A 15,720-nucleotide genomic window follows, 5' to 3' on the forward strand; every position below is an offset into this window, starting at 1 on the left:
GCTTCTTTTAACATTTTTAGCTATATAATTTACTCGGTTATTATCAGGATGTGTTGCTTTTTCACATATTTTACATAGCTTTGCCGTATCAATTTTTACAAAAATATTGAATTCTTATGAAAAAACTATTATTAGCAGTAGCATTTGTAGCCAGTACATTAGGTGCATTTGCTCAAAGTGAAAAAGGCGAGAAATCTCTTATCGGAAATATCGGTTATCAAAGTAATGCAGAGCGTTTCATGTTGGGTGTTCAAGGTAGATATGTTATCGCCGAAAACATTCGTTTAGCTCCGGACGTTATGTTCTTTTTTCCAAAAGACAAAGTTACAGGACTTGATATTAACGTGAACGTACATTATGTATTTAATGTAGATGAGAAATTATCAGTTTATCCATTAGCGGGTATTGCTATGCAAAACAATCGTTATTCAGGAAATGCAGGTTCAGGAGGCTCTAATGGCTTTACTGATTGGGGTTTCAACTTAGGAGCTGGTGCAGGATATGAATTAGGCGGTAATCGTTTTGCTAACTTAGAGATCAAATATACTTTCGGTGATGCTGATTGTATGGTTGTTGCTCTTGGTTATGGATTCAAATTCTAATCGAAGAAAAAAACTTCAGGTTTTAGAAATAAAAAAATAGCTACTGCAATGCAGTGGCTATTTTTTTGTCTACTTGATAAATAAAAATTATGAGAAATAGACAAAATAAAAACCCTCTAGGATTACTAAAGGGTTTGTCTTTTTGCTTCGCTTTTGAATGACTAAGCAGCGGTTGCTATATTATTTAGCAGCAGCAACTGGAGCAGCTTCAGAGAATTTTTTGCCTAGTTCAGCAAATTTAGCAGCTTGCTCAGGAGTCATAGATGCAAGACCTTTTTGAAGTTCTTGACCTAAAGCAGCTACTTCAGCAGAAACTTTAGCATATTCTTCAGTAGCAGCAGCATCACCTTTTTGTACTTTTTCAGCTAAAGGAAGAGCTTGGTTTACTAATGCTTCGAATTGACCTAGAGCTGTAGTATCAGCAACAACTTCTTCGATAGCAGGAGTTTCTACTTTAATTGAATCAGCGTCAGTACCTTGAGCACCTTCAGTTTTAGTGTTACAAGCAGCAAACGATAGAGTAGCTGCAGCAACAAAAGCGATCATAACAATCTTTTTCATTTTTTTTTCTTTTGTTTTTTGACAAAAATCCGTGAATAATTACCTTTTCGACTGCAAATGTAATATAAAAAACTAAGAAAGATCAACTATTTTGTGAAAAAAATATAACAAATAAATTACCCACTCTGTTTTGTGGGGTAATTTGTTTATAATCAATTAATTTGTTTGTTTTTCAATAGGCTATTTGCAATAAATAATATATATAAGTATATTTGTTTGGCTACATATGCCTAATCTTGGACCTCTAATTTTAAATATTTTTATAAATTAAATGAAAAACAAAATTTTACTCCCTTTTTTATTCTCGTTGTCAGTGCTTTTGCCAGCATCAGCACAAACGTTTGTGCATGGAAAGTCTGAAACTTACACATATCCGCAAGATTCTAAGGTTTTAGAGAAACTCGATAAATGGCAGGATCAGAAGTTTGGTATGCTTATTCATTTTGGTCTTTATTCCGAATTGGGTATTGTAGAGTCGTGGACATTATGTAACGAGGAGTGGATCAATCGCGATTCGACAGTAACTTACGATGAGTACAAACGTCGCTATTGGGCAACTATAGATAAGTTTAATCCAACTAAGTTAGACCCTGCTTCATGGGCGAAGTATGGAAAGCTTGCAGGAATGAAATATGCTATATTTACAACCAAGCATCACGATGGTTTCAATATGTTTGATACGAAGTATAGCGATTTCTCTATTGCTAAAGGTCCTTTTAGAAATGATGAGCGACGTAATGTTGCCAAAGAAGTTTTCGGTGCATTTCGGAACGAGAGCTTTATGATAGGTACATATTATTCTAAACCCGATTGGCATTCACAATATTATTGGTGGGACAGATATTCTACGCCCGATCGTAACCCGAGTTACGACTTAGATGCAAATAAATGGCGTTGGAATAAATTCAAAGAATATACCTACAATCAGATTCAGGAATTGATGAACGGCGATTATGGTAGTATGGATATTTTGTGGCTTGATGGTGGATGGGTTCGTCCATCGAAAAAAGGAGATAAAGGTCTCGAAGGCGATTTTTATAAAGGATCGCAAGATATAGATATGCCTAAGATTGCAGCAATGGCTCGCAGTTATCAGCCCGGGTTGTTGGTGGTTGATAGAACTGTGGCTGGAGAGTACGAAAATTATCAAACACCCGAGAATGGTATTCCTAAAGAGCAATTGAGCAATCCTTGGGAAAGTTGTATCACTTTGGGTGGTGCATGGTGCTTTGTGAAAAATGACAGATACAAGAGTGCTTACAAGGTTATAGCTATTTTGAGTGAGATTGTGGCTAAAGGTGGTAATCTTTTATTAGGAGTAGGACCTGCTCCCGATGGAACTTTGCCCGAAGGTGCTGCTACAAGTTTGAGTAAAATAGGGGAGTGGACTTCTAAAAATGGAGAGGCAATATATAATACGCGAATCACTCCTATATATAATGACGGTACAACATGGTTTACCCAAAGTAAAGATGGTAAAACGATATATGCTATACATTGTTTGGAAGAGGGTAAGGCTTTACCCAAGACAATTGTTTGGAAGGGAAACGAACCGGCAAAGGGTAGCAAGGTTGTATTTGTACAGACCGGAAAACCTGTGAACTGGAAAAAGACTGCTAAAGGTATTGAAGTATCAGTTCCAAGCGGTTTGCCTGCCGATCAGCCGGCATTAGCATTTGCCGTTACTCCTATATAATAGGTATACATAGATGTTGTAAAATAATAATTCTATTTATTTTTGATAAGAGACTGTATATGTTCTAAATACATTGATTGATAATAGTCTGCTTAGGGTTTAGGACTTGTGCTAAAAGATATATATCGTTATTTTTGTTGTATATCCTCTCGAAACTAATAATCACTATATAATAAGTATAATATACTCTATTGATGAAAAACAAAGTATTATCGCTCTTCTTACTGTCGGCACTGACGGTATCAACGGCATCTGCCCAGACGTATGCTCATGGCAGATCGGAGACTTATACGGCTCCTACTGACGAAAAAGTCCTTGAGAAATTGGACAAGTGGCAAGATCAAAAATTTGGTATGCTTATTCATTACGGTTTGTATTCTCAGATGGGAATTGTAGAATCGTGGTCGATATGTGCTGAGGAAGAAGATTGGATTCCTCGTGATAGTACCATTACTTATGATGCTTACAAACGCAAGTACTGGAATACTATAAATGAGTTTAAACCAGATAAACTCGATCCGGCTTCGTGGGCAAAATATGGTAAACAAGCAGGGATGAAGTATGCCGTGTTTACAACTAAGCATCACGATGGGTTCAATATGTTTGATACTAAACAGACCGATTTTTCGATAGCCAATGGTGCTTTCAAGAACGATCCTCGTCGCAATGTAGCAAAAGAAGTATTCAATGCATTTCGTAACGAGGGTTATATGATTGGTGCATATTATTCTAAGCCCGACTGGCATTGCCAATATTATTGGTGGGACAGATATGCTACACCAACCAGAAACGTTAATTACAATATAGAGAATAATAAATGGCGTTGGAATAAGTTTAAAGAGTTCTCGTATAACCAGATTCAGGAATTGATGAATGGCGATTACGGAAATATTGATATTCTTTGGCTCGATGGAGGTTGGGTACGTCCCGCTCGTCCATCGGATGCCGAACGTCAAGGACGTGCATACAAAGGATCGCAGGATATAGATATGCCTAAGATTGCGGCTATGGCTCGCAGTTATCAACCCGGTTTGTTGGTTGTAGATCGTACTGTTCCCGGAGAATTTGAGAATTATCAGACTCCCGAACGTGGTATTCCAGATATGCAGCTCAATAACCCATGGGAAAGTTGTATTACTTTAGGTTGGGATTGGGGTTATACTCCTACCGATCAGTATAAAACACCTGCAAAGGTTATTCATACATTGGTAGAGATTGTTGCCAAAGGCGGAAACCTTTTGCTGGGAATAGGACCCAAACCTGATGGTACGCTTCCTGATGAGGTTTCTCAACGTTTGGTGAAGATAGGTGCTTGGACTACTAAGAATGGCGAAGCTATTTATAATACACGCATAACTCCCAATTATCGTGACGAGTCTACTTGGTTTACGCAAAGTAAAGATGGTAAGACAATATATGCCATTGCTTGCTTAGAAGAAGGCAAACCTCTACCTAAAACAATTGTATGGAGTGCAAATGAGCCTGTAAAGGGATCTAAAGTAATATTTTTAGAAACAGGTAAACCTGTGAGCTGGAAAAAAACAGCTAAGGGTATAGAAGTGTCGGTTCCTAAGGGATTACCTGCCGATCAAGCCGCATTGGCATTTGCTTTTGCTCCATCTGTGAAGTAATCGTTAAAATAAATATTATCTATAAGTTAAATGAGCCTCCGTGTGGAGGCTCATTTTTTTATAATGATTTTCTCTCCTTTTAGAGTTAAATTGTGTAAAATTTGATCAGTTTTGTGAATAATTTATGGAATCTTTCTCTATTTTTACTCTATCTACTAAATAATAAAATGAAAATCAAACACCCTAACTAACTTATTCATAGATATTATTTAACCGTTTACATATTTAATCAAGGAAAATCATGCGTAAAGTATTATTTGTAGCACTCTTTTGTTTATTTGGTTTGAGTGCTTTTTGTCAGGAGAAACATCAGCAAAGTTTAACAGATCTCTTATCGTTGATGAAAGGAAATGCCTATATAGCTGTTGAGGGCTATTATGTGGATAACTCATCATTCATGGTCACTCACTCTTCCGATCCTATGATCGAGATAAATAAAAGATATCCGGTTTATGAATATAGGTATCAAATAAACTTGTATACTGATAGCCGTGACTATATGACCGAAGTTCCTATTCTTGCGAAACAGGAAATGCAAGGCGAAGGACGCCGTAGAATATTATTTCTGAATAAGAAACAAACCACCAAAAGACAGCTCGTTATAAATCAGGATACCATGTTTGGTCTCACAGTTGCGGGCAATCAGGCAAAGTATTATCGATCGTTGTCATGTAGCGTTAGTGATTCCATACCGCTGTCTGCTGTGCGCGAATACCTTTTTTATCAAGGTGCGATGCCACGCTAATAGATAATAACAATGGTGTTTGATGAAGAGCACCCAATTAATATAGATAGTATCATAGTAGGTGTATTGAAGTAAATAGATTGTGTTATGCAGAAAATGCAAGATGGATTTCCCGTCTTGCATTTTTTCTGTATCTGTAGTATTACCGAGTTTTAAGAATTGGCTCTTGCTTTTTCTTCAAACTCACTTAATTCATCCGATAGTTTGCCTGCAATATCACCTGCAGCTTGGCTCAATTTCTTTTTGCCAGTTCTTACCTCTTGTCTTGCACGTACACCCATGCGTAGAGCTTTTCCTCTACCATATCTGACACCATGTCTAACTTTTTCTTTAGCTTCGTCAGTAGCTTTTTCAAACTCGTCGTACAATTCTTTTCTTTTCTCGTCGTCTATTAGTTTAGCTGCAACATATACAGCGCCTGCACCTATAACTAATCCTAATAAAAAATTCCTCATAGTTTTTATTCTTTTATCGTGTTAATACTAATCGGTTTACTAAATTCAAATATACTCATTTCTTATATAAACAACGCATTTGCCGCAATTGTTTACAAAGAATTTTAACAATAGACCGTAAAAAATAAAAGCCTTAAAGGATAATTCCTCGAAGGCTTTTATTCTATCTTGAAGTGTTAGAGAACTTTATTTCAATTTGTTTTCTAATTTAGATGCTTCTTTTTTTACATCTTTCTTAGCATCTTTTACAGCTTCTTTTGTTTTGTCAGCACCGTCTTTAACTGCTTCTTTAGTTTTGTCAACAGCTTTTCCGGTTTCATCTTTAGCTTTGTCTATGATGTTGCCAGCTTTATCTTTAGCTTGCTCAGTGCCTTCTTCTATTTTTTCACCCGCTTTGTTTATCGATGCATCAGTTGCATCTCTCAAACTGTCAGCTTTCGTTTGGATAGTATTTCCTGCCGATTCTAGTGAGTTTTCAACATCAGCGCCTGCTTTGTCAGCATCTTTTTTAGCTCCGTCACAAGCAACGAATGATAATGTTGTTGCCAATGCAATTGCTAATACATAAATCTTTTTCATTTTCTTCAATTCTTTTATTTAAAATATACGATAACTTATTGTTTAAGTTATAAACACAACTCGAAAATAAAAGTTCAGGAAAAAGTTCACTTTTTAGAGAAATAGCTGAGAATAAGAGTTAAATGTGAGAAAAGTGGGCAGTTATGGGGTTATTACCCCATTTTGGAGGTTTAGTGTTTTTACTTATTCTTCCTTAAAATTAGATGGATAGAAGCTTACTACAAACATACCTTCCGAGTAGGATACTATTTCGTTGTAAGTAATGGGTAGAATTTGTTGTCCTTGTTTGTTTATTACTCCCCAATAATTATCTTGTTGAACTGCTACGTATTCCGAATCGGATAGTTGCATGATTGACTTATATGTAAACTCTACTTGAGTTTGTCCCTTTGTATCTATAATACCCCATTTGAGATTTTTGCTTGCAGCGAAAAGAGCATTGTCGATCCTTTTTATTTGTTCGTAGATAAGTGGAATTACTATTTTGCCATCTATACCAATTACCCCGTATTTGTTGTTCTTAGAGACAATGGCGTATCCATTTTCGAAATCTTGAGCCAGATCGAAATTAAAAGAAATAACTGCTTGCCCTTGTCTGTTCAAGAAGCCATATTTTTGATTGAGAAAGGCTACCATTCGGTTTTCCTTCAGTTCGCCTAAGCCATCGTATATACATGGTACGATAATATCTCCTCTGTCGTTTACTATTCCGTATCTATTCAATCCGTATAAGAAGGTAGTATCCTGCTTTACTTTTGCATAACCATCTTTAAAATCGAAGATGCGACTGTATAGGCAAGGTACTCTCAGACGACCTTGTATGTCTATAACTCCTACTTTGCGATCTTCCGATATTCTGGAAAAGCCTCCGTTGAAGAATTGATTTTGTTCTATCGTAAGTGATGGGTTTATTACGTTTCCCTCTATGTCTACTATTTTATAGGTGACGTATGGTGTGGGCGATTTGAGGTTGAGGTATATGGATGCCTGATCGGTTGCTTTTTTCTCCCAGATGCCAAGGTAGCCATCGTTCATATCGCGCACTCTGTGACCTGGAAAGGAGTATATTTCGTTGTTGTGTCGGTCAATAATCTTTTGCTCGCTCTTATCCATACGAGTGGTTATGATATAGCCTTTTCCGCCAGAATAGGGCAAGCCTATGGATTTGGTGAAGGGGACGGTTACTTTTCCGGTAGAGTCTATAACGCCAAAGAGGTAATTGTCGTATACCAAAAAAGTTCCTTTGTAATAATTGGTTACCGATATTTGCTTGATGGGTATAATGGTGTCATTGGCTGTATTTATAACTCCAAAGCGATTTCCTTTCGATACTATTGCCATTTCATCCTCAAAGTCTTTAATCTCATCATACAGACAGGGTACAACTTCTTTACCCGTAGTATTGATGATTCCTACTTTGTCTTTCTTGGTTACTTTGGCGAGTCCGTTTTTGAAAACGTCTATCTTTTCGTAGCCCAGAGGAACTATAACTTCGCCTTTTTTATTTACCACGGCATATTTATAATTGCTTTGAGCGTTAACGCAAGCAACTATAAGGAGTAAATAAAAGAGAGTCAAAGTTTTCTTCATTATACGATATTAGCCCCATTAAGTTTTTTGTGGCGGTATTTCTGATATAACCAATCAGAGAACCATCCGCTGAGCAGTCCGAATAATATTCCGCATACAATATCAATAGGATAATGTTTGCCTATATAGATACGGCTATATGCAACGGTCATTGCCCACGCAAAAATAACGATTCCGTAATACTTATTCTTGAAATATAGGGTCGAAAATAATGCCAGACATATCGAATTGGATGAATGAGCCGAAAAGAAGCTGTAATGATTATCGGGATCGCCCAATTGATGAATGATATCTTGGAGATCTAACTCGTGTGATGGGCGCGGACGCATAATCAGTACCTTAATTATATTGTTGGTAATGCTGTTAATGGCAATTCCCATAAGCATAAACACGGCTGCACGTTGTCCCATTATACGGTCTCGGTATACCATGAATACAATAATAGATATACACACGAGTGCCCATACTGTGTATGTGCTTATTAGATACATAATGGGGTCGAGCCATGGTGTATGTTTACTGTTGAGGTAGAGAAAGAGTTCTCTGTCCCATGCGGGGAATGTTATTTGCAGCATATATCGGGCGAAACTTATTTAAGGTCTGAGACCTTCTTGTTACTTGGTCAAGTCTAACAATAAGAGATTGTTATAGCGGTGAGAAGCAACACTGTTTATATTATTTAATGGCTTAACTCAGAAACGGATTTGATACTTTAGTTGAGTCTTATTTTTGATTGCTCGGAATTAGAACGTCCGTCGGGCGATTTAAATCCGATGTATATCTTGGTAAAACCCATTCCTCTGAGTATAGGTGTAAGTACCTTTATTGTATTCTCGCGACTTTCTTTTTCTATCCCCATGCTTTGTGCTTGCTGATAGATTTGATCTTCGGCTTTTTTGTAGGCGTCTTCTACCAGTTCCGATGTTTCCCACAAACCATACTCCACATTGTATATGCGCGATCGCGAATGGTCTATTTTGTAATGGCATATTTCGGGCATAGGTAACATGAGGCTAACCGAGTCGCCTTTCGTTACAATGTCGTTTTCGTTTATCAGAGTGAGGTCTACACAACCTATCACTTCACCTACAATTTTTAGTGTTGCTCTCGAATTGGGAAGCCATTTGCGAACCTTTTCGTATTCCATCATATCTTGAATGTTGTATTTTACAACTTCCAGTTTACCCATTTCCTCTATTTGCTGCACTACAATTGCATGAGATACAATGGTACGTTCTTCTGCTTTCGTCTCCGATTTAAGAAGATATATAATGAGGGCAATAAGTCCTAATAATATAATAAGTAGTATTAAAGGAATCTGTTTTTTGTTCATAAACAACGTTTAGTTCATATAAGTTATGTGAGATATCTATATTGCTATGTTTCGATTCGCAGGGAGAGACCTATCTGTCTGTCCTCTATGGATGAGCGTATAGGTTCACACTACACCAAATCTATAAAATATCTTAGACCTAAATCGGCTCAAAGATACAAAAAAACGAATCGAGGTTTATCTCCCCAACTATTTCTAGTGAAAATTAATGATTATTCAGTATCTGCCAATCATTTATAGAAACTTTATGGGAAGTATAACAAAAGAGCCTCGTTCAATTTGAACGAGGCTCTTTTGTATTTTGTATATTTTAAATACAAGGTAATATACTAAAGGTATTTATTCCTTTTATTTGTTTAAGCGAGTGTGTTGTTAAAGCTTTGTCGGTTTAATCGTTTGAAGCTTCATGTTTCACAATACTTAAATGAAATGAATGGCTATTTTCTTTTTATTTGCTTGTTTCTTTTTCAAGGCATATACTACAAGTGCAGCCGAACTTGCCGCAACTGCTACCGTAACCAGTAATAGAGCTGTTTTTTTATCCATAATTCGTAATTATTGAAACATCATTGTTGTAAAGATACAAAAAAAGGAATATATATTCTTTGTGTTGAATTGTTTCCTCCCTTTTTTTCTGAATTTATTATAAACAGGGTGTACTTCCTCCGTCTATCGGTAGGTTAATGCCTGTTATATAAGATGCTTCTTTGGATGCCAGAAAGAGAACTCCTGCTGCTACTTCTTCCGGCTTGCCTATGCGTTTCATCGGAATTTGTGCCTCGCGTATAGCTCTCACTTCGGCTTCGCTTTTGCCCGTTTTTTTTGCATCGGCGCTTATAATGGATGCAATACGTCCCGTGTCGGTACTGCCGGGTAGTATATTGTTTACGGTGATGCCGTCGGGTGCAAGCTCTCCTGCCATTGTTTTGCTCCACGATGCCATTGCTCCCCGTATGGTGTTGGATACTCCCAATGACGGTATGGGTGTTTTGATGGAGGTAGATATTATATTTATAATACGTCCCCATTTCTGAGCTTTCATATGAGGCACTATTATCTGAGCAAAAAGCTGTGCAGTTATTATATGCTGATTGAATGTTGCTAATAGCTTTTCGGGTTTCTCATCGAGAAGTGGGGCAGGTGAGGGACCTCCTGAGTTATTGATGAGTATATCGAAATTGCCGTTCTTCTCTATATATTCTGTAATGGTATGTGCCGAAGCAGTTGGGTCTGAAAGATCGGCTACAATATAACTATGTTCCTGAGACGAGTTTTGTTTGGCTAGCTGATTGTAAGCCTGCTCCAACGATTGTTTGTTGCGGGCTAATAATGTTACCGAAGCCCCGGCTTCTGCCAATAGCTTGGCGGATGCAAAGCCTATACCCTCAGAACCTCCGCAAACTAATGCTCTTTTACCTGTCAAATCTATATTCATAATTTGTCTAAAATTAAGTTCATTACGGTCTACTACCTTTTTTTCTGCTTAAAACGGATGATAGAATTACTAAAGATACAGAATAAAATAATACGCCTCTGTATTTTTTTTTAGCTTACTTAGTGAATCTTCCAATAGTATTATTTTAAATGAAATGACCTATATATTGTGTATTTTATACTGTTATTGGTGGTTGGCTTCGCTGCGGATTTAGTATTTTTGTGATTATTCTCTCTATGAAAACAAAAGAATTAGAATCAGTAAAACTAGATACAAGCCACATGGGACTTGTGCTGGAGGGCGGTGCATTGAGAGGTGTTTTTACCTGTGGTGTGCTCGATTGGATGATGGATAATAACATTCGTTTTCCTTATGTAGTAGGTGTGTCGGCAGGTGCATGTAACGGAGCATCGTATGTTTCGGGGCAGCGTGGCAGAGCACGATATAGTAATATCGAATTGTTGGATAAATTTCAATATATAGGTTTCAAGCATTATCTGAAAAAGGGGAACTTGTTGGACTTCGATCTCTTATTTGACGATTTTCCGAACCGAATACTGCCTTTCGATTTCGATGCGTATGCTTCTGCAGGAATCTGTTTCGAGATGATTGTCAGCAGTTGTCTTACGGGCGAGGCTGAGTATCTTGAAGAATATTCGGATCACGACCGACTTTTACAAATTTTGAGAGCATCGAGCAGTATGCCTCTTTTCTCTCCTGTATGCTATGTAGATGGCACTCCCATGTTGGATGGAGGTGTGTGCGATTCGATACCGGTAGATAGATGTTTGGCGAAAGGCTATGATAAGATGTTGGTTATATTGACTCGCAATGCGGGTTATCGTAAAAAGACGGATGGTTTGAAACTACCGTCATTTTTTTATAAAAAATATCCAGAAATGCGTCATGCCATTAATCGCCGAAATGAGATATACAACCACCAATTAGCACGTGTAGAGCAACTAGAAAGAGAGGGTAAGGCTATTGTAGTACGACCCATTGAACCTATGACTATCAACAGGATAGAGAAGGACACAAATGTATTGAATCATTTTTATGATCACGGATACGATTGTGCTAAGTTGCTTTTAGAGCAATATATGTAAAATTTTATGTGTGGGTTATGACATTATAAACCTCATATATAGAGCGAATAATGCTATAAGAACTACCAGCTTAGCCCCCAGTAAGGTTACAACTATGCCTGCAAGTTTCAGGTTTTTGTGCTCTTTGCCATAGCCTATTACGGTTACAACTATACCTGCCAGAGTGATAAGTACGCATGGGATGGTATAAATAAGTAAAATATAATAGATTGAGTTAAATGGGTCTTCCATAATGATGTGTGCTATTGTATGATTATTATTTATCTAATATTTTTTCGAATTTCTTCTGAATGTGGCTATATCCTTGGCGTTCGTAAAAGCGATGAGCGTCGGCACGATGTTCCATGCTAAATACCTCTATGCGGTCGCAACCTTTTTCGAGAGCTATTTTACACGCTGCTTCTTCCAGTTGTTTACCTACACCCTTGCTGCGTACATTCTGATCTACAACAAAGTATCCAATTTCGCAGAAATTATGTTCAAAAGTCAATTGTACAGAAATATGAAGGGTAAGAAAGCCAATAACTTTACCATTGTCCTCATATACACATATTTCGTCGTTCTTACTATCAAGCAAAAGTGTGAGTTTGGCTCTGATAAATTCGTTAGTCAGCGGATAGCCCAATTGTCGGAGCATTTCTCTAATGGCTTCACTGTCTTCTATGTTGGCTCTTCTTATCGGCATAACGGCTTTTCTTATAACTGAGAGTCTGTTTAATGTTTTGCAGGCTGTTTAATCAGCTTCGTCAACTAATATGTTCAGATTACCGAACTTATCGAGAGGACAAAAATAACAAAAATCCAATACTAAGTACTGGATTTTTTGTAAGAACCTTTTCAGGATGTATTTTATTATTTCGATAGATAATTACTTACAACGATCTACCTTTATATACGTTCGAGTCATCTTTACTGTAAACATAACCGGTGAAGGTTATTACTCTGCTATTAAAATTAGGAGTTACACGTGCCGAGCATTGGTTGGTACCTGCAGTTAAGCTAAAGGTAACCATGGCAGAAAGCCCTGTACCCATTACATTCATACTATAAGTAACATTCCCTTTTTTATCGGTTTTCATTTTCACGTTAGAAACTGCTCCCTCCACAGTTATACCTCCCATTCCGTTAGGACCTGCATAGGGCGAGTTAAATGCCAGTTGAATGGTTGCTCTGTCGCCATCCATAGAGATAAAGTTGGTATGAGGAGATACATAAGCATTCTGTCCGTATTTGAAAGTTATACGATCGGCTTCGAGTACAAATTGACGATCGGTTATGGCTTGTACTGCCATGTCGTACCGCATTTGTTGTTCGGCGTCTTTAACAGCTGCTGCTACGGGATCTTTTGTTGTTGAACATCCTGAAAGAAACAATGTAATTGAGGTTAATAAAAATAATATTGTTCTCATAATTGTATAATTTAGATTGTAATTTTATCATTGTGTTATCATCCACTTAAAACAAATAAGAGGATAAAAAGTTTATATATTTTCACTAAAAAAAGTGTGAATATTTCAATTAACATAAGTATGTGTTTAAAGGGTGACTGAATAGGTCGATTTACTTAAAAACAAGGTATTCTTTTGTCTGTTTTGTTTTGATAATTCAAAAGAATTTTATTACTTTGCTTATATCGAAAAGAGAGGAATCATTATTTATAGATCGTATAACTTTATTGAAAACTTAGCTGTTTTCGAGGGTTCGTTGATAAATATTTGCGAGTGAATGAGGTATAGTCTTTGAGTCTTTTTCTGCTATCAACAATATTAGAAATTTAACAAATGATATGCTTTTTTTCTGAACAAATCTCTTTGCAGAACGTTTTATAGGTAACAAATATAAACAAATTAAAATAGTAGAATTATGAGTACTGCAACAGCAAAACAAAAAGCAGCAAAAGGACTTAAAGGTTCTGTTGCTGAAGTAGGTGCATTTTTAGGTAAAATTGTTTCTTTCAACAATAGTCTTAAATTATATCACTGGCATGTAACTGGTGTTGGTAGTTATGCTAAACATATTGCATTAGACCAAGCATTAGAAGGTCTTTACGAAGCTACTGACCGTTTAGTTGAAACTACATATGCTATGGCTGGCGATATCAATATTGTTATTCCAGAAACAAAAATCCCAACTGATATTGTAAACCACGCATGTGGATTTTATGATGTAGTTGAAGAAGCTCGCGAATACTTCTCAGAAGCATTTACACAAGCTATCATTGATGATTATCATGAAGCGCTTCAACAAATGCTTTACAGATTGAAAAGATTACAATAAGAAGAGACTTTAATTAGTTTCGATTATTTAGTTATAAACAGTTGGCTGCCTTTTAGGAGGTGGTCAATTGTTTTTTTTATGCCTGTTGATGAAGTATTTCTTTGCCGTAGATTCGTTTAGTAATGATTGTTTCTGTTTTTGAACGTTTCAACAAAGAAAGATTGAACGTTTCAACAAAATCGTATTCTGTATTCGGTTGTAATTTTGTCATTGAAATAATTGATAATAATATTAAAACAATAAAGCAATGAAACTTATAAACGAAATTTACATCAATGGCGAGTTTGTAAAACCAAACGGAACTGAAACATTCGATTTGATAAACCCATCTAACCAAGAACTATTGGGAAAGGTAACATTGGGCGATGCTACCGATACTCAACGAGCTATTGCAGCGGCTAAAGAGGCTTTTAAAACATTCTCTAAAACATCTAAAGAGGATAGAATTGCGTATCTCGAGAAAATGTATGCGGCTGTATTGAAGCGTAAACAAGAACTTATTGATATTATGGTATTGGAATATGGAGGTGCACTTCAATTTTCTACATTAGCTTTTGAATTTGCTATCTCGTCTATTACGAGCAATATCGAAATCTTGAAAAACTTCGAATTCAATAAAAAGGCAGGCAGCGCCAACGTTATGCTCAATCCCGTAGGCGTTGTAGGTATTATTACTCCTTGGAACTCCAATAATGGTTTTATCTGCACCAAACTATCCACCGCTATTGCAGCAGGATGTACTGCGGTTATCAAACCCAGCGAAATGAGCGCTATGCAAACTCAGTTGATAACCGAGTGTCTGCACGAAGTAGGCTTGCCCAAAGGAGTATTTAATATTGTGAATGGTTTCGGAAATGTAGTGGGAGCCGAAATAACCAAGAGTTCCGATATTGCTAAGATTTCTTTTACGGGTTCTACCATAGTGGGCAAAACCATAGCACGCGATGGAGCCGAAACTATCAAAAGAATCACTTTAGAATTAGGTGGAAAATCTGCTAATATAATTATGGAAGATGCCGATTTGTCGGTTGCCATTCCTCAATCGTTAGGTCTGGCGTACATGAATAGTGGGCAGGCTTGTATAGCAGCTACACGTCTTTTAGTACCCGAGTCTAAGCTGGATGAGGTAAAGGATGTTATCAAAAGTTCTATGGCTCATATCAAAGTGGGTAATCCCTCGGATGCAAGTTCTAATATTGGTCCTATGGTAAGCAAAAAGCAATACGATAGAGTGCAGAACTATATTAAAATAGGAATAGAGGAAGGTGCTGAAGTTCTGGTTGGTGGAGTAGGTCATCCCGAAGGTCTCGAAAGTGGGAATTTTGTGAAACCGACCGTATTTGTAAATGTAAACAACCAGATGCGTATAGCTCGTGAAGAAATATTCGGTCCTGTACTTTCTGTAATTGCCTATAAAACTCTGGACGATGCTATCGAGATAGCCAATGATACTACTTACGGTTTGGCGGCTTATGTACAAGGTACAGATGAGGCGAAAGCATACGAGGTGGCAACTAAGTTGGAAGCCGGAACGGTGGCTGTAAATGGTTTTAAACACGAAGCGTTGGCTCCTTTTGGTGGAGTAAAGCAATCGGGTATCGGACGCGAGTTTGGTGAATATGGTTTAGAAGAATATTTAGAAGTAAAAACTATTCTGAGCTGATTTTAGTTTATATTTGATACTTAATTTTTCTCAATTCAAAATACATT

General features: G+C 37.1%; 19 protein-coding genes. 7 read left to right on the forward strand and 12 right to left on the reverse strand.

The genetic code is table 11. The features are described from left to right. Positions 1-116: 116 nt before the first annotated feature. Complete coding sequence (locus IR022_RS01265) at positions 117-602, forward strand: outer membrane beta-barrel protein (protein ID WP_050710207.1); 486 nt, start codon at positions 117-119, stop codon at positions 600-602. 180 nt (positions 603-782) lie between these two features. Here the strand turns inward: IR022_RS01265 and IR022_RS01270 are convergent, their stop codons facing one another. Continuing rightward, a complete protein-coding gene (locus IR022_RS01270; protein ID WP_050710206.1) occupies positions 783-1,163 on the reverse strand; it encodes a hypothetical protein in 381 nt (126 codons plus the stop codon). A gap of 271 nt (positions 1,164-1,434) precedes the next feature. Between IR022_RS01270 and IR022_RS01275 the strand changes: the two genes are divergently transcribed. From IR022_RS01275 to IR022_RS01285, 3 genes are all read left to right on the forward strand, one after another. After that, entirely contained in the window at positions 1,435-2,859 is a 1,425-nt protein-coding gene (locus IR022_RS01275; protein WP_194202321.1) for an alpha-L-fucosidase, read from the forward strand. Positions 2,860-3,053: 194 nt separating this feature from the next. Next, on the forward strand, positions 3,054-4,490 hold the full coding sequence (locus tag IR022_RS01280; RefSeq protein WP_194202322.1) for an alpha-L-fucosidase: 1,437 nt from the start codon (positions 3,054-3,056) through the stop codon (positions 4,488-4,490). Positions 4,491-4,731: 241 nt separating this feature from the next. Then, positions 4,732-5,235, forward strand: coding sequence for a hypothetical protein (locus tag IR022_RS01285; RefSeq protein ID WP_194202323.1), 504 nt, complete (start codon positions 4,732-4,734; stop codon positions 5,233-5,235). A 152-nt stretch (positions 5,236-5,387) separates the two neighbouring features. Here the strand turns inward: IR022_RS01285 and IR022_RS01290 are convergent, their stop codons facing one another. The 7 genes from IR022_RS01290 to IR022_RS01315 all read right to left on the reverse strand — a co-directional run bounded on the left by IR022_RS01290 (position 5,388) and on the right by IR022_RS01315 (position 10,627). Then, positions 5,388-5,690 (reverse strand): hypothetical protein, encoded by a 303-nt coding sequence (locus IR022_RS01290; RefSeq protein ID WP_050710202.1) that lies wholly within the window; start codon positions 5,688-5,690, stop codon positions 5,388-5,390. Between the two features lie 186 nt (positions 5,691-5,876). After that, a complete protein-coding gene (locus tag IR022_RS01295; protein ID WP_050710201.1) occupies positions 5,877-6,269 on the reverse strand; it encodes a hypothetical protein in 393 nt (130 codons plus the stop codon). Positions 6,270-6,452: 183 nt separating this feature from the next. Further along, on the reverse strand, positions 6,453-7,859 hold the full coding sequence (locus tag IR022_RS01300; RefSeq protein WP_194202324.1) for a WG repeat-containing protein: 1,407 nt from the start codon (positions 7,857-7,859) through the stop codon (positions 6,453-6,455). Beyond that, positions 7,859-8,434, reverse strand: coding sequence for a phosphatase PAP2 family protein (locus IR022_RS01305; protein WP_082204154.1), 576 nt, complete (start codon positions 8,432-8,434; stop codon positions 7,859-7,861). Before IR022_RS01305 ends, IR022_RS01300 begins: the two co-directional genes overlap by 1 nt. A gap of 137 nt (positions 8,435-8,571) precedes the next feature. Further along, entirely contained in the window at positions 8,572-9,192 is a 621-nt protein-coding gene (locus IR022_RS01310; protein WP_194202325.1) for a DUF4230 domain-containing protein, read from the reverse strand. Between the two features lie 420 nt (positions 9,193-9,612). Continuing rightward, positions 9,613-9,738 carry a hypothetical protein gene (locus tag IR022_RS20150; protein WP_255349831.1) on the reverse strand — a complete coding sequence of 42 codons (126 nt, stop codon included), beginning with the start codon at positions 9,736-9,738 and terminating at the stop codon, positions 9,613-9,615. Positions 9,739-9,835: 97 nt separating this feature from the next. Then, entirely contained in the window at positions 9,836-10,627 is a 792-nt protein-coding gene (locus IR022_RS01315; protein ID WP_194202326.1) for an SDR family oxidoreductase, read from the reverse strand. A gap of 236 nt (positions 10,628-10,863) precedes the next feature. Here IR022_RS01315 and IR022_RS01320 point away from each other — a divergent pair, with 236 nt between their 5' ends. Beyond that, positions 10,864-11,733 (forward strand): patatin family protein, encoded by an 870-nt coding sequence (locus IR022_RS01320; RefSeq protein WP_050710190.1) that lies wholly within the window; start codon positions 10,864-10,866, stop codon positions 11,731-11,733. A 15-nt stretch (positions 11,734-11,748) separates the two neighbouring features. On the opposite strand, the gene IR022_RS01325 is transcribed toward IR022_RS01320, so the two are convergent. The 3 genes from IR022_RS01325 to IR022_RS01335 form a co-directional block, all read right to left on the reverse strand. Further along, positions 11,749-11,964 carry a hypothetical protein gene (locus IR022_RS01325; protein ID WP_050710189.1) on the reverse strand — a complete coding sequence of 72 codons (216 nt, stop codon included), beginning with the start codon at positions 11,962-11,964 and terminating at the stop codon, positions 11,749-11,751. A 25-nt stretch (positions 11,965-11,989) separates the two neighbouring features. Next, a complete protein-coding gene (locus tag IR022_RS01330; RefSeq protein ID WP_194202327.1) occupies positions 11,990-12,418 on the reverse strand; it encodes a GNAT family N-acetyltransferase in 429 nt (142 codons plus the stop codon). Between the two features lie 187 nt (positions 12,419-12,605). Then, the gene (locus tag IR022_RS01335; RefSeq protein WP_050710187.1) at positions 12,606-13,142 is read right to left on the reverse strand and encodes a DUF4251 domain-containing protein; all 537 of its coding nucleotides are present in this window, start codon (positions 13,140-13,142) and stop codon (positions 12,606-12,608) included. A 454-nt stretch (positions 13,143-13,596) separates the two neighbouring features. Here IR022_RS01335 and IR022_RS01340 point away from each other — a divergent pair, with 454 nt between their 5' ends. Next, positions 13,597-14,010, forward strand: coding sequence for a DUF5856 family protein (locus IR022_RS01340; RefSeq protein ID WP_050710186.1), 414 nt, complete (start codon positions 13,597-13,599; stop codon positions 14,008-14,010). A gap of 76 nt (positions 14,011-14,086) precedes the next feature. Here the strand turns inward: IR022_RS01340 and IR022_RS20155 are convergent, their stop codons facing one another. Further along, positions 14,087-14,221 carry a hypothetical protein gene (locus IR022_RS20155; protein ID WP_255349830.1) on the reverse strand — a complete coding sequence of 45 codons (135 nt, stop codon included), beginning with the start codon at positions 14,219-14,221 and terminating at the stop codon, positions 14,087-14,089. A 36-nt stretch (positions 14,222-14,257) separates the two neighbouring features. Between IR022_RS20155 and IR022_RS01345 the strand changes: the two genes are divergently transcribed. Beyond that, the gene (locus IR022_RS01345; protein WP_194202328.1) at positions 14,258-15,673 is read left to right on the forward strand and encodes an aldehyde dehydrogenase family protein; all 1,416 of its coding nucleotides are present in this window, start codon (positions 14,258-14,260) and stop codon (positions 15,671-15,673) included. Positions 15,674-15,720 lie beyond the last annotated feature (47 nt).

Source organism: Dysgonomonas sp. GY617 (assembly GCF_015233815.1).
In the GTDB taxonomy this organism is placed as follows: Bacteria; Bacteroidota; Bacteroidia; order Bacteroidales; family Dysgonomonadaceae; genus Dysgonomonas_A.

What these genes read in the sequence shown, in the direction of transcription:
- IR022_RS01265 (WP_050710207.1), top strand. Translation starts at nt 117, where the DNA reads ATGAAAAAACTATTATTAGCAGTAGCATTTGTAGCCAGTACATTAGGT.
- IR022_RS01270 (WP_050710206.1), bottom strand. Translation starts at nt 1,163, where the DNA reads ATGAAAAAGATTGTTATGATCGCTTTTGTTGCTGCAGCTACTCTATCG.
- IR022_RS01275 (WP_194202321.1), top strand. Translation starts at nt 1,435, where the DNA reads ATGAAAAACAAAATTTTACTCCCTTTTTTATTCTCGTTGTCAGTGCTT.
- IR022_RS01280 (WP_194202322.1), top strand. Translation starts at nt 3,054, where the DNA reads ATGAAAAACAAAGTATTATCGCTCTTCTTACTGTCGGCACTGACGGTA.
- IR022_RS01285 (WP_194202323.1), top strand. Translation starts at nt 4,732, where the DNA reads ATGCGTAAAGTATTATTTGTAGCACTCTTTTGTTTATTTGGTTTGAGT.
- IR022_RS01290 (WP_050710202.1), bottom strand. Translation starts at nt 5,690, where the DNA reads ATGAGGAATTTTTTATTAGGATTAGTTATAGGTGCAGGCGCTGTATAT.
- IR022_RS01295 (WP_050710201.1), bottom strand. Translation starts at nt 6,269, where the DNA reads ATGAAAAAGATTTATGTATTAGCAATTGCATTGGCAACAACATTATCA.
- IR022_RS01300 (WP_194202324.1), bottom strand. Translation starts at nt 7,859, where the DNA reads ATGAAGAAAACTTTGACTCTCTTTTATTTACTCCTTATAGTTGCTTGC.
- IR022_RS01305 (WP_082204154.1), bottom strand. Translation starts at nt 8,434, where the DNA reads ATGCTGCAAATAACATTCCCCGCATGGGACAGAGAACTCTTTCTCTAC.
- IR022_RS01310 (WP_194202325.1), bottom strand. Translation starts at nt 9,192, where the DNA reads ATGAACAAAAAACAGATTCCTTTAATACTACTTATTATATTATTAGGA.
- IR022_RS20150 (WP_255349831.1), bottom strand. Translation starts at nt 9,738, where the DNA reads ATGGATAAAAAAACAGCTCTATTACTGGTTACGGTAGCAGTTGCGGCA.
- IR022_RS01315 (WP_194202326.1), bottom strand. Translation starts at nt 10,627, where the DNA reads ATGAATATAGATTTGACAGGTAAAAGAGCATTAGTTTGCGGAGGTTCT.
- IR022_RS01320 (WP_050710190.1), top strand. Translation starts at nt 10,864, where the DNA reads ATGAAAACAAAAGAATTAGAATCAGTAAAACTAGATACAAGCCACATG.
- IR022_RS01325 (WP_050710189.1), bottom strand. Translation starts at nt 11,964, where the DNA reads ATGGAAGACCCATTTAACTCAATCTATTATATTTTACTTATTTATACC.
- IR022_RS01330 (WP_194202327.1), bottom strand. Translation starts at nt 12,418, where the DNA reads ATGCCGATAAGAAGAGCCAACATAGAAGACAGTGAAGCCATTAGAGAA.
- IR022_RS01335 (WP_050710187.1), bottom strand. Translation starts at nt 13,142, where the DNA reads ATGAGAACAATATTATTTTTATTAACCTCAATTACATTGTTTCTTTCA.
- IR022_RS01340 (WP_050710186.1), top strand. Translation starts at nt 13,597, where the DNA reads ATGAGTACTGCAACAGCAAAACAAAAAGCAGCAAAAGGACTTAAAGGT.
- IR022_RS20155 (WP_255349830.1), bottom strand. Translation starts at nt 14,221, where the DNA reads ATGACAAAATTACAACCGAATACAGAATACGATTTTGTTGAAACGTTC.
- IR022_RS01345 (WP_194202328.1), top strand. Translation starts at nt 14,258, where the DNA reads ATGAAACTTATAAACGAAATTTACATCAATGGCGAGTTTGTAAAACCA.